Origin of the sequence: Cohnella phaseoli, from assembly GCF_003386235.1 — a bacterium.
Lineage (GTDB): Bacteria > Bacillota > Bacilli > Paenibacillales > Paenibacillaceae > Cohnella > Cohnella phaseoli.
In genome coordinates, this window is the sequence record NZ_QRDZ01000006.1 from 109,795 (window position 1) to 123,409 (window position 13,615).

Annotated in this window: 9 protein-coding genes; 7 read left to right on the forward strand and 2 right to left on the reverse strand. The window is 57.4% G+C overall.

All coding sequences use genetic code 11. From position 1 onward, the window contains the following. The first annotated feature begins 87 nt into the window (after positions 1-87). Complete coding sequence (locus DFP98_RS09725; protein ID WP_116060392.1) at positions 88-885, forward strand: TetR/AcrR family transcriptional regulator; 798 nt, start codon at positions 88-90, stop codon at positions 883-885. Positions 886-1,081: 196 nt separating this feature from the next. Here the strand turns inward: DFP98_RS09725 and DFP98_RS09730 are convergent, their stop codons facing one another. Continuing rightward, the gene (locus DFP98_RS09730) at positions 1,082-1,873 is read right to left on the reverse strand and encodes an ABC transporter permease (RefSeq protein WP_116060393.1); all 792 of its coding nucleotides are present in this window, start codon (positions 1,871-1,873) and stop codon (positions 1,082-1,084) included. Next, complete coding sequence (locus DFP98_RS09735) at positions 1,870-2,760, reverse strand: ATP-binding cassette domain-containing protein (protein WP_116060394.1); 891 nt, start codon at positions 2,758-2,760, stop codon at positions 1,870-1,872. Before DFP98_RS09735 ends, DFP98_RS09730 begins: the two co-directional genes overlap by 4 nt. A 179-nt stretch (positions 2,761-2,939) precedes the next feature. Here DFP98_RS09735 and DFP98_RS09740 point away from each other — a divergent pair, with 179 nt between their 5' ends. The 6 genes from DFP98_RS09740 to DFP98_RS09765 all read left to right on the forward strand — a co-directional run bounded on the left by DFP98_RS09740 (position 2,940) and on the right by DFP98_RS09765 (position 13,608). After that, on the forward strand, positions 2,940-4,928 hold the full coding sequence (locus tag DFP98_RS09740) for an AraC family transcriptional regulator (protein WP_246016474.1): 1,989 nt from the start codon (positions 2,940-2,942) through the stop codon (positions 4,926-4,928). Positions 4,929-4,999: 71 nt separating this feature from the next. Next, positions 5,000-6,055: a FecCD family ABC transporter permease gene (locus DFP98_RS09745; protein ID WP_425455524.1), complete on the forward strand. Its 1,056-nt coding sequence runs from the start codon at positions 5,000-5,002 to the stop codon at positions 6,053-6,055. After that, positions 6,048-7,052, forward strand: coding sequence for a FecCD family ABC transporter permease (locus DFP98_RS09750; RefSeq protein ID WP_116060395.1), 1,005 nt, complete (start codon positions 6,048-6,050; stop codon positions 7,050-7,052). Before DFP98_RS09745 ends, DFP98_RS09750 begins: the two co-directional genes overlap by 8 nt. 101 nt (positions 7,053-7,153) lie before the next feature. Continuing rightward, positions 7,154-8,806, forward strand: coding sequence for a helix-turn-helix domain-containing protein (locus tag DFP98_RS09755; protein ID WP_116060396.1), 1,653 nt, complete (start codon positions 7,154-7,156; stop codon positions 8,804-8,806). A 100-nt stretch (positions 8,807-8,906) separates the two neighbouring features. Then, on the forward strand, positions 8,907-9,950 hold the full coding sequence (locus DFP98_RS09760) for an ABC transporter substrate-binding protein (protein WP_116060397.1): 1,044 nt from the start codon (positions 8,907-8,909) through the stop codon (positions 9,948-9,950). Positions 9,951-10,125: 175 nt separating this feature from the next. Beyond that, positions 10,126-13,608 carry an Ig-like domain-containing protein gene (locus tag DFP98_RS09765; RefSeq protein WP_116060398.1) on the forward strand — a complete coding sequence of 1,161 codons (3,483 nt, stop codon included), beginning with the start codon at positions 10,126-10,128 and terminating at the stop codon, positions 13,606-13,608. Positions 13,609-13,615 lie beyond the last annotated feature (7 nt).

A 13,615-nucleotide genomic window follows, 5' to 3' on the forward strand; every position in this document is an offset into this window, starting at 1 on the left:
GCCGGCAGTTGTGATATACTGTTTACATCATATACACTTTCTGCGCGGCTTCTTGGCGAAGCTCGCTCACCCTTCAAGGAGAGAACGATGGAACGGACACGCAATGGGAATGTTGGAGACGGGCTGGACGAAGAGGCGCTGCAGAAGCTGCCGAACGGCGCCAAGCTCGGTTGGGGGCTGGTCAAACCTTCAACTCGGGGGCCAAAAGGAGAACTCAGCGTCAAGAAGATCGTCGACGCCGCGGTCGCGCTGGCCGACGGGGACGGCCTTGCCGCCGTATCGATGAACCGGGTGGCGTCGTCTCTGGGCTTCACGACAATGTCGCTCTATCGGTATATCGCCAGCAAAGACGATCTGCTCATGCTGATGTACGATTCCGTAAGCGAGCTGGAGTTACCGGAAAGAAAGAGCGGGGATTGGCGGGCCGAGATGCGGGAGTACGTATGGGCGTGCGTGGAGGTATTCGTCAAGCATCCCTGGTTCGGGGATATCCCGGTAACCTCCATCCCGATCATGCCGAACACGCTGAAGATCGTCGATTGGATGCTGGGGACGATGCGCTCCTTTCCGCTGAACGAGCACGAGAAAATGTCGATCCTGCTGCTTCTGAGCAGCTACAGCCGCTCCGTCGGGCTGATCAACCGCGATTTCGGCCAGGCGCTCAAGGCGGGGGCCAATCCGGATACGTTTAACGGGCTGGAATACAGCGCGGCCCTGAAGCAGTTGGTCAAGCCGGACAACTTCCCTCACTTGTATCCGATGGTCATGTCGGGAACTTACGCGGGGGAGAACGAACAGACGAGCACGGTCGGCAACGACTTCGATTTCGGGCTGGAGCGGATTCTGGACGGCGTTCAGCATTATTTGGATACTAGGAAGGGATGACAAAATAAGTAAACGATGAGAAAGAGGGGCGTGTATCTCCTGTAGGAGCGGAGCGTTTGCCTCGGCCGTCGTGAAATTCTCCTGTTGAACATAAGATCAGGGGATGTCCCCTGAGTAGGGTCGTACACAAGATGATCGATTAAGTGATCATCCTTTCGTACGACCCTCTTTATTTATGAGTCGGCTTCTGTGCCGTCTATCGGCGTCCGGCCTTGCGACGGAACGAGATGCCGCACCAAGCGATAGCGACAAGGATGAGCAGCGCGCACCAGCCCACGGCCAGCCAAGCTTGATTGCCGATCGGCGTGCCGGTCAGCAGACCGCGAATCGTCTCGATGACCGGAGTAATCGGCTGATGGTTGGCAACGTCCTGCAGCCAGCCCGGCATCGTCTCCGTCCGTACGAAAGCGCTGGACAAGTAAGGAAGGAACAGCAGGGCAAAGCCGTAGCCGCTGGCTGCGGAAGGGCTGCTCGCGACCAGCCCGATCGCGGCGTACAGCCAGGTGAAGGCGAGAATGAACAGCACGATGATGCCAAGCGCCGCTAACCACTCTGCCGGGCCCGCATTAGGACGAAAGCCGACGAGGAAAGCGACGCCGATGACGACTGCGGTGGCGAGCAGGTTGCGGGTAAGACTGGCGGCGACATGTCCGGTTATGACGCCCATGCTGTGGATCGGCATCGTGCGGAAGCGGTCGATAATGCCGTTCGTCATATCCACGGAGACGTCAACCGCCGTGCTGGAAGATCCGAAGCCGGCGCACAGCAAAATAATTCCCGGGACGACATAGTTGACGTAGTTGCCGCTCGGGTCGAGCGCGCCGCCGAATACATAGGTGAACAGCAGCATAAGCATCACTGGAAGCATGACGGCCATAAGCAGCGCCTCGACGTTCCTTAGGCTGAGACGGACGCTGCGTCCGATGAAGACGGCATTCGCGGCGAAGAAGGATGCCGGCGACGGCGTCAGACGAGACAAGTCATTCATGAGATCGATTCCTCCAAACGCGGTTGGGATGTAAGGGCCAGGAAAACGTCGTCCATGCTCGGCTTGCGCAGACTGACCCGCGCATCGGGCGGAAGCAGGGGAGCGAGCTCGGACAGCGCCTGCCGGACGTCGGCGATCGTGCCGGACGTGGCGACCGTTCTCAGCAACGCTTCATTGCGGTCGCGCAGCTCGATCACTTCTTCGCCGAAGCGGGCTTTCAACTCCGCGGCCGTTCCCGTCGCGACGATCCGTCCTCCGTCGATCACCGAGATTTTGTCGGCTAACTGGTCCGCCTCCTCCAAATACTGCGTCGTCAAGAAGACGGTAACGCCGCGCTCTTTCAATCGAAGGATGATTTTCCACAATGTCTGTCGGCTAATCGTATCAAGGCCTGTCGTCGGTTCGTCCAGGAACAGCACCGGCCGGTCGACGACAAGGCTGACGGCGAGATCGAGCCTTCTGCGCATGCCCCCCGAATATGATTTCACCCGTTTTTTGCCCGCCGCTTCCAGTTCAAATTGCTTGAGCAGTTCTGCCGTGCGGGCCTTGGACTCTGCGGGCGACAGCCCGGAAAGCCTGCAGATCATCCGCATGTTTTCTTCGCCGGTCAGCATTTCGTCCACGGCTGCGAACTGACCGGTCAAGCTGATGGAGCTTTTCACCTTCGTTTTCTCCGCAAAGACGTTGTACCCCGCAATTCTCGCTTCTCCCGCGTCGGCTGCCGTCAGCGTGGACAGGATGTTGATCAGCGTCGTTTTGCCCGCGCCGTTCGGTCCAAGCAGCGCATAGATGCTGCCGGAAGGCACAGACAGGTCGACCCCGTCCAGCACGACTTGTTTGCCGAAGCTTTTCTTCAAACCTTTCGTTTCGATGGCAAATGGATACATTCGATTTCCCCTTTCTCCTCTTAAAACTGTATGTGACATAAACAGTATATTATGCACACTGTTTTTGAGCAACAAATTTTTCCCGGAACGATCGGCGATCGCCTAAAACAATCCTGTTATTGAGAATGATTTTCAATTATAATCGTTGCAGAGAAAAAGAAGCGGGGAGGAGCGTCGCATTGAATTATCAAGACCACGTCCTGTTGTGGAATCAGGCGTTCGTTCAAGTCATGGATCTGCGTCATACGTATATGGAGCGGGGAGCGGCTCTGCGGGCTTATCGGCTGCCGTCCAGCGCCTTTATTTATATTGTTCGCGGGAGCGCGATCGTCGGTTTGGACGGAGAGAGCAAGCCGCTGGAGCGATTTCACGTGCTGCACGGGGGCAAGGGCATGTGCCTGGAGATTGAGGCGCAGGAGCTGCTCGAATATTATTTGATTTTGTATAAGGCGAATGTGCCGCTGCCCTGCCGCCAAGAGCTTGCAAGCCTGCTGGATAAGGAGAAGCCGTTCCATCTGCGATACGACTTTAAGCCCGGGGATCCGCTTGCCCTGTTCGATCCGCTCGTTCGGATGAACCGAAGCTGGCAGGGAGAGAAGCCGGAGGAGCGACTGTATGCCAAAGCTCTATTTTACCGATTCGTGCACGAGCTGCTGCGGCAGTTCGCCGACCAAGGCGTTGCCGCGTTTAAGCCCGATCCGGCCGCGCAGGCGGTACGCTATATTCACGAGAACTACAAAGAGCCCATTACGCTGGAAGCTCTTGCCGAGCTGCTCGACTGCCATCCCCGGCACCTGCAGCGGCTGTTCAAAACCAGGACGCTAACGAGCCCGATCGACTACCTCATTCGCGTGCGCATGAATAGAGCGAAAGAACTGCTGCTGACGACGGATTTCGTCCTTAAGGATATAGCTGAGTGCGTCGGCTACGCAGACAGCTATTATTTCAGCCGGCTGTTCAAGAAGTCCGAGGGAGTTTCGCCGATACGCTTCAGGGAGAACGCCGGCGTCTCCGATCTGGGCGGCAGTCGCTATAATCCATTTCGCTTGTCCGGATTCTCTATTGTGAAGGACGCTTCGTCTCGCTATATTGTTAATGAGCATGAGAATCATTATCAATTGGAGAAAGAGGGAGTCTTACACATGCATTGGCAAGCCAAATCTAGAACACTCGCATTCGCAACTTTGCTGCTCGGTCTATCTTTATTGCTTGGAGCGTGCGGCGCAGCAACCAACAGTCCTTCCGCAAGTCCGGCGGCTTCGTCCGGCAGCGCCGCTACGCCGTCGCCGTCCGCATCCGCGTCGCAGGCGTCCGAGAGCGAGGCGCCGCGCGTCGTCAAGCACGCGATGGGCGAAGAGACGCTCGTCGGCACGCCGAAGCGCGTCGTCATTCTGACCAACGAAGGAACGGAGGCGTTGCTCGCGGTCGGCATCAAGCCGGTCGGAGCGGTGCAATCCTGGATCGGGGACCCATGGTACGACCATATCAAGGACGAAATGGAAGGCGTAACGGCGGTAGGGGACGAGATTCAACCGAACGTCGAATTAATTGCCAGCCTTGAGCCGGACTTGATTATCGGCAATAAAGTCAGGCAAGAAAAAATATACGAGCAGCTGAAGGCGATCGCTCCGACCGTATTCGCGGCCGATCTGGGCGGCAACTGGAAGGAAAACTTCACGCTGTACTCCGAAGCGGTCAACAAAAAGGCGGAAGGCGAAAAGGCGATGGCCGAGTTCGAGAAGCGCGTCGAGGAAGTGAAGGCCAAGCTGGGAGACAAGGCGGCGACGAAAGTGTCGTTGGTCCGTTTCTCGGCCTCGCAGGTTCGGATCTACCAGAAGCAAACTTTCGCGGGAGTGCTGCTGAACCAGCTTGGAATCGCCCGTCCGGAGGCGCAGGATAAGGACGCGTTCATCGAGGTCATGACCAAGGAGAACATTCCGAGTATGGACGGGGACGTCATGTTCTACTTCGTATCGGAAAACCAGGGCTCTACGGATGCGGCCAAAGTGGTGGAAGAATGGATGAACGATCCGCTGTTCAAAAACTTGAACGTAGCCAAGAACAATAAGGTGATTCAAGTGGACGAAGCGATCTGGAACACGGCCGGAGGCTACGAAGCGGCGAACCTGCTGCTGGACGAGCTGATCGCCTACTTCGAAGTGAAATAAAACAAGGTACGCCGGCAAGCTGACGCTCGTAACGCGTCGGCTTGTTGAGCTTTGGGCGACGGGTGAGGCAGTTGAAGCAATTAAAGCAATCCAAGCAATCCAAGCATTCAAAGGAAAATACGTTTCGTTTGCATAACCGCAGGCTGAGGCTGGCCGGTTTGGTCGTTGGCGCGGTGCTGCTGCTTGCAAGCGTCTTATTGAGCGTTTTGCTCGGTCTTCACCGTTACGGAATGCCGGAGTTGTGGCAAGCTTATCGCCATTTTGACGGTTCCAACGACCATCTGATTTTGACGACGACTCGGGTTCCGCGGGCGCTTGTGGCGCTTGCCACGGGAGCCTGCCTTGCCGTTGCGGGCGCGATCATGCAAGTCGTTACGAAAAACCCGTTAGCGTCGCCGTCGGTGCTAGGCATCAACTCGGGCGCGTCGCTGTTTGTCGTCGTCGGTTTGATTGCCTTCGGCTCGTCCCTGACGCTTGGCGGCATGATCTGGATTGCGTTCGCCGGCGCAATCGCGGCTGCCGCGTTCGTCTATGCGATCGGCGCCCGCGAACGAGGCGGATTCGAGCCGGTCAGGCTGACCTTGGCCGGAGCGGCGATCGCGGCTTTCGCGTCGTCGGTCACGTCCGGGCTGATGCTGCTTCACAAGCAATCGCTGGAATCCGCCTTGTTCTGGATGATCGGATCCGTCGCAGACAGGAAGCTGGAGCATCTGGCGGACGTTGTCCCCTACATGTTGGCAGGATTGGCTTTGGCAATGCTGCTGTCGGGATCGCTGAACGTCATGGCGCTCGGCGACGACAACGCCAAGAGCCTCGGCCAGAGGCTCTTGCTCTCCCGCGCGGCGGCGGCGGTCGCCGTCGTGCTGCTCGCGGGCAGCTCCGTCGCCATCGCCGGTCCGATCGCGTTCGTGGGTCTCGTAGTTCCGCACCTGTGCAGGGCGCTCGTCGGCAACGACCACCGCTGGCTGCTTCCCTATTGCGCGATAACGGGCGCCATTCTTCTGGTTGCGGCCGATCTGGCTTCGCGGTTCGTCCTGATGCCGAAGGAAGTTCCCGTAGGAGTCGCGACGGCGCTAATCGGCGTTCCGTTTCTGATCCGCGTCGCGAGAAGGAGGAAACATGAGTAGGCGGAATTCGCGCAGGCCGTTGTACCTGCTGCTGTCGTTAACCGTGTTGACGGTGTTCATTGCGCTAATTTGTTTGTCGATAGGAGGAGCGAACGTTCCGCTCAAGGAGGTCGTTCTGTCTTTGCTCGGAAGGAACGACCAAGGCAGCGATCTGATCGTCATGAAGCTGCGGATGCCCAGAATCTTGGCGGCGCTGCTGGTCGGAGCGGCTTTGGCCGTGTCCGGCGCGCTGCTGCAAGGCGTCGTTCGCAATCCGCTCGCTTCCCCCGATCTGATGGGAGTGACGGGAGGCGCTTCGGTTGCCGCCGTCGCCTTCATGACATTGTTCCAGGGATACAGCGTTCACTGGATTCCGGTCGTAGCGATCGGCGGAGCTTTCGTTGCGGCCGCGATCAACTACGTGCTGGCCTGGAGCAAGGGCGTGTCGCCGATGAGGCTTGTGCTGATCGGAATCGGCATCTCGACGGCCGCCGGCGCGCTCACGATGTTCCTGCTGATCAGCGGTCCGGCGTATCTCGCCGCTCAAGTGCTGAACTGGATGACGGGAAGCGTCTATGGAACCAATTGGACGTACATTCAGGCGTTGTGGCCTTGGGTCGCTCTATTCGTGCCGCTCGCGCTGCTTTACGCCAAGGAATTGAACGTGCAGTCGCTGGGAGACGCCGCAGCCATTGGACTGGGCAGCCGCCTTCAGCTTCATCGCATTATCGTTATCGGCATCAGCGTCGCGTTGGCGGGAGCGGCGGTCGGCGTAGCCGGCACGCTGTCCTTTATCGGACTGTTGGCGCCCCATATGGCTAGAAGGCTTGCCGGCCGCTCGCATGCGAGAATCATTCCGATCTCTGCGCTGCTCGGCGCCAACCTGCTGATGCTGTCCGATCTGGCGGGCAGAACGCTGTTTCAGCCTCTCGATATTCCCGCCGGCGTATTTACGGCAGGAATCGGAGCGCCGTTCTTCCTGTATTTGCTCATGCGAAGAGGGAAGGCGAGGACGTAAACCGGGCGGTTGTCCGGAACGCGACGATTGTCCGGCTGCCGTCAGGCGTGTACACTGAAAGTATATCGTTAATAAATAGCCGGAGGACGGATACTCGACCTATGGATGAACTATATACGTGTACGGGCGCATGGCGGACCGTGCTGCAAGCTGCGGACGGAGCGGACAGGCGCTGGATGGACGGCCACTGTCTGTTCGCCGTCCTTGGGGGCAAAGGTCGGCTTTCGATCGACGAGGAGCAATGGCTTTTGCATCCGGGGACGGTGGTCTTCTGCAACCCGAACCGGCTGGTAGATATGCAGGCGGCCGATCGGCGCCATCTCGAAGTCGCTTGCGTCCGCTTCAGGATCGTTCGCCGCAGCGAAGCGGCGGACGAAGCGGGCGTCTATCGGGAATGGACGAACGGCTGGCTGACGGACGGGGCGATAGAGACCGGAGCGTCCTATAGGGCGGCGGAGCTGATTCGGGACATCCTGGCCGCTTCCGCTTCGGCGGATGCCGGCGACGTTCAGCTTATGCGCAGGGACATCCTGCTGTACGAGCTGCTGCTGCAGCTTAGGGAGATCGGTTCGACGGCTATGAGCCAAGCTGCGGCTCCGGACCACCGGACGGCGATCCGTACGGTGATCTCGCATTTGCAGCAGCATTACCAGGAGGAGATCACGAGAGAAGCGATGGCGGCGTTGGCCGGCTTTCATCCGCGCGTCTTCTCCGGGCTGTTCAAGCAGGAGACCGGAATCGGCTTCGCCGACTATTTGGCCGACATCCGCATTCGCAAGGCGAAGGAGCAGCTATTGCTCACCCGCGACAATCTGGACGAGATCGCGCGCAATGTCGGCTACTCTAACGGGCTGTATTTAAGCCGCAAGTTCAAGCAGGCGACGGGGTTCTCGCCGAAGGCTTATTTGCGCGAGCCGAAGCGGGTCGTCATCTACGATTTGATCGGCAGCCTGCTGGCGCTCGGCGTAAAGCCTGTCGGAGCCTCTTACTTCTACGGGCTGGCGAAACATCCACTGCTGCGAGAGGAATTGCAGGGGATCGCGGACGTCGGCCGGACATCGGTACAACCGGTTATCGATCTGGAGCCCGAGTTGATCGTCGTTCCGCTGTGGCTAGGTTCGGAGCTGATCGGCAAGCTGCAGGCGATCGCGCCGACGATGATCGTTCCTTACGGAGATCCGGTCGATCGGATGCGTCGCTTGGCCGATGCGCTAGGCAAGCGCGAAGAAGCCGAAGCTTGCGTGTCCGGCTATATGGAACGGGCGAAGCAAATCCGGGAGGAAATCGTCGAGGCGATCGCCCCCGGCGAGACGGTCGGCCTCTACGAGCTTAGTTCCGACAGCGTCTGGGTATTCAGCGAGTTTCACGGCCGCGGAGGGTACAATCTGTATCGGGCGATGGGGCTTGAGCCCCCGGAGAGCGTTCGACGGCACGTTATGGGCAGAGGCATGATTACCGAGCTGCGGATCGAGCAGCTGCCGGAGTATGCGGCGGACCATATGTTCGTCTGTTATCCGTTTACGGCCGAGAGCGAACAATGGGTTACCCGGATGATGCAGCATCCGGTATGGAGCTCGCTCGATGCGTACCGTTGCAACCGCATCTACTTTATCGACCGGCAGCTTTTTCACTCCGCGGACGTGCTGTCGATGATCAAACAGCTTGAGCTGCAGAGGGAGCTGCTGTTGAAGCATAGGGGAGCAGGCGGAGGTCCCTGCGTTTTTGTGCATGAAAAGAATGACTTTAATCCATAGACGGGCGCGTCCTTCCTGATAAAATAAAACTGTCCGGTGATAATGAGAATCGATCTCAACTTAGTCGGGCAGGTTATATATTCGGGAGGAGTAACGAAGAATGGATTCGAAACGTGGGAACAGATTGTTGTACGTGCTGGTTGTCGCCGCGATGATGAGCATGCTGCTTGCAGGGTGCGGCGGCAATAATGATAAAGCGGGGAATGCAGCCGCGACTGAGCCGGCCGGTACGGAGCAAGCGACACCGTCTCAGGAACAGGAGGCGTCTCCTCAAGCTAGCGAGCCGCAGAAGGAAGAGCAGACGGAACGAACGCTGGTCGATCCGCTCGGACACGAGGTGGTCGTGCCGGCCAAGCCGCAGCGCGTGCTTGCTTCTTATCTGGAAGATTATTTGGTAGCGCTTGGCGTCGTTCCGGTGGCGCAATGGTCGGTCGGCGGCTCGCCGATGGGATATTTGCAAGGAGAACTGGCGAATATCCAGACGGTACCGCACGATCTTCCATTCGAAGCGGTAACCAGCCTGGAGCCGGATTTAATTCTGATCGGGGACGAATCGCTTATTGCGGACGGAAAATACGACACCTATTCGAAGATCGCTCCGACATACGCGCTTGGCCAAGAAGTGAATGCGGACTGGCGCAAGGCGCTGCAGAAGGTGGGCGAGGCGCTGGGCAAGGCCGACGAAGCGCAGGCAGCGTTGGACTCGTATGAGAAAGAGCTGCAGAGCGCACGCGATAAGATCGATGCGAAGTATGGCGACAAGCGTCCTTCCGCAACTGCCATCTGGCTGGTCTCGAAGACGTTCTGGATGGTCAGCGACAATCAGTCGAGCGGCGACGTGCTGTACCGGGATCTCGGACTTGCCGTTCCCGAGCTCGTCCAGCGCATCTCCAAAGGCGAGGGCGGCATCTGGAAATCGGTGTCGCTGGAAGCTTTGTCCGAATTGGACGCCGATCACATTTTCCTGGTCAACAGCGATACCGCAACCGGGTCGGAGGCGCTGAAGGACCCGGTCTGGCAGAGCGTCAAGGCGGTTAAAAACGGCAATGTCCACGAATATCCCGCAGACTCGAGCTGGCTGTACACGGGAATCATCGCCAATCGGCAGATCGTTGAGGACGTGCTGGAGAGTATTGCGCCATAACAATTGACTCTGTTCAGGAAAGCCTTTCGTTTCCGCACTTTGCGGATCGGAAGGCTTTCTTTGTGGCGTCCGATTAGATTCGGATGCTGTTTCGGAAATGTTTATTATTTGTTTATAGGCATTATTGTAGGATGGAGTCGAATAACGTCGATCACGAGAAAGAAGGGATACAGCGGTGAAAACAAAAACAAAGTTCAGCTACCGTCAGTGCTTACAGCAGTCCTTGCGTATTTTCTTGGCATTGCTATTGGTTCTGCCGGCAGCTTTTCCGCATACGGCGGAGGCTGCGCCTGCGAACAAGGTGCTGACGCCGGTATCCAGCAGTCTGAGCTGGATTTCCTCGTCCATTGCCGTCAGCGGCGATTCCATTTCCTTTGATGCAGGCTCCCATTTTCCGCAATTAACCAGCCTGCCCGTGGAAGTATCGGCAGCATCCGACCGTACGAGCGTAGCTTCCGCTGCGGCCGATAACGGACGGATTGATATTCGGGTGAACTCGGCCGGAAGCGCTCGAGTCGCTATCGTTGGGGAAGACGGCTTCGGCTTCCGCCTAACCGACTACATAGGCTTGAACGTAACGCTGCTGGGAGATACGAACGGAGACGGTGCGGTTACTTCGGTTGATGTACTGTATATCTATAAGGTCGTTAACGGACAAGTGACTCCTTCCGAAGAAGAGAAAAATCGTCTTGACGTGAATCGGGACGGGCAAATTACAAGCGCCGACGCTACGATCCTGATGAGCACCTATGTCGGGAAAACTCCCGCGACGGGAGGGGTTGCTTTCCTGGTCTCGCTGCAGGACAGCAACGACGCCCCGGTTGCAGATCAAGGCTCGATCTCGGGAACCGTTCAGTCGGGGATGACGTTAACAGGGACTTATCGATATGCCGACCCGGAGAACGATGCGGAAGGAACTTCGATGTACCAATGGTATCGCGGCTCTCAAGCGGACGGTTCGGACAAAGCTCCGGTTTCCGGCGCCAACGGCATAACGTACGCGGTGCAGGATGCCGATGTAGGCCAATATCTCTTTTTCCAAGTAACGCCGGTCGACAGCAAAGGCAAAGCGGGGGAGCCTTCTTCCGCAGCGACGAGCGGCACGGTTCCGGATACGGCTCCGCCGCTGTTGTCGTTTACCGAGCCGGCTCATCTCGCGGCGAACGCCAGTCGCAATGGCGGCCTGCGCGCGGAATTTAACGAGCCGGTAGCCGCAGTCGACGGAAAATGGCTGCATATCCGCAATGCCGCGACAGATGCCATCGTCGCATCTTATTCCGTTAAAGATGAAACGAAAGTTACGATAAGCGGCGTAACGGTCGCCATCGTCAATCCCGGCTTCGACGACGGCGCCTCCTACTATATCGAGATAGAGCCGGGCGCATTCCAAGACGCGGCGGGCAACGCATTCGCGGGATTTGCCGGAAGCTCCGTCTGGCGCTTTGCGACTGCCGACACGATCGGACCGATCGTCAGCTCGCTTTCTCCTTCAAATGGGGCGGCCGGTGTAGACAAATACACCGTTTTAAAGGCTGTCTTTAACGAGCCTGTCCAAGCGGGCTCCGGCAAGAAGCTCGAAATCCGGCGAGTGTCGGATAACGGCACGGTCGCTTCTTATTCTACTGACGATCCATCGAAGATTTTGATCAGCGGAAATGAGCTCCTCGTTGCCAATCCTGGCTTGGAGGAAGCAATCGGCTATTATCTCTTCATTGAAGATGGGGCAGTCGAGGATATCTCCGGCAATGCTTTCGCCGGTTTCGGAAGCTCGGACTGGGTATTCGTTACCGCGGATACGACGGCACCGACCGTCAGCGTGACGACGCCTTCAGACGGGGCGATCGGAGTCGCACTGGACGCGTCGCTTACGGTATCGTTCAGCGAGCCGATCGTCGCCGTCCCCGGACATTCAATTAAGCTTCGTAGGGCTTCGGACAACAGCGAAGCGTTCAGCTACGATGCGGCGGATACAACTAAAGTGACGATTGCCGGCAATACGATTGAATTGTTGAATCCCGGCCTTGCAAGCGAAACTTCCTATTACGTCGAGATGGAGCCGGGCGCATTCCAAGACGCTGCGGGCAACGCCTTTTCCGGGATGGCGGGCTCCGGCGCATGGAGTTTCACGACGCTGGACGCGACTGCGCCGACAACGGTCGGGTTCTCTCCTGCGCATCAATCGACGGTTGCGAGCAACGATGAAGAGCTGAAGATAACGTTTAACGAGCCAGTCGTTGCGGTGGACGGCAAAACCGTCGCGATTCACAACGTAACGGATGACGCCGATTTTGCCGCCTTTATATTGGGGACGGATATGGAAGTGTCCGTCAACGGCAGCGTCGTGACGATCGAGCATGCCGCGTTCGAGTCGTTGAAGGACTATACGGTCGTGATCGAGTCCGGCGCCTTCGAGGATCAAGCCGGCAACCCTTTCGCCGGCTTGTCCGCCGGAGTCTGGGAATTCGCTTCCTTCGATACTCGCGCGCTGACCGTAGTTCCGGATTCTCCTTTGTCGGAGGGGAATCTTGAAGGGGCGCTGCTCAATGTAACGCTTGTCGGCGATGAATTCGCGGATGACGATCTTACCGCTCACTTTCAGTTAAACGGCGCTCCGTCAGGACTTTCTATTATCGGGGCCGGCCGTATGAGCCCTACGGAAGCGTTTATCATGCTGGATTTCGATAAGACCGATTTCGACGCGGATGTAACCGATCTTACGATAACGGCCCTATCGTCCGCATTGGCAAAAGGTCGTCCGCTCACAAGCGGCAATCTGACGATTACCGCCATCGTGGAACCGAACGTTACCGCTACGATTCCGGCCGCCAATACCGATAATTTCGATAAAGCCGCCCCTCTGGCGATTGTGTTCGACAAGAACGTAACGGCGGTGACGGGGAAAAAAATGACGATTCATAAGAAAGCGGACGGCAGCATAGTCGAAACCATTATCGTCAGCGATACGGCGAAGGTGTCGATCGACGGAAGCACAGTAACCGTACAGCATACGACGTTTGCCGAGGGGACGGAATATTTCGTTCTCTTGGAGGCGGGGGCTTTTGCGGACGTCAACGGCTTCGGCAGCGAAGCGATCGTCGGCTCGTCCATATGGGACTTCCGAACGGCTGCGGCCGCCGTGCCGGAGATGTTCTTCTCGGAAATTGCCCGTGGGGGCGAATACGGTAAATTTGCTTTCGAGCTCTATTATTCACCCGATGCGGCGGGGCCAAACCCGGCTTCGGCCAATACCTACTCAATCTGGGTCTATCAGTACGACGTTGCTACCGCTTCTATTGTGACTAAGGAAATAAAGATTCCGTTACTGCTATTTAAAGCGGCACCGTATATCATCATCGACGGTGGCTTCTACGACTTTTTCGATATCACCGTCAATATTCCGGGCGTATTAGATCTTGGTTGGATCTACTTTGACGAACCTAACAAGCCTTTGAAGGCGCTCGTGCTCAAAAAAGGCAGCGAGGTGCTCGATGTCGTCGGCGATCCGAACGCGGCCGGACCGGTTCCGTTTTTGGCTTCCGGGGATAATTACATTCGAAAACCAGGTATAAAGGGCGGCTCGTCAACGTTTGATGTCAGCCAATGGAACGTCTTAACCAGCCAGAACGTATTCGGCGATTTCTCAAGACATATGCCGTAAAAGGCAA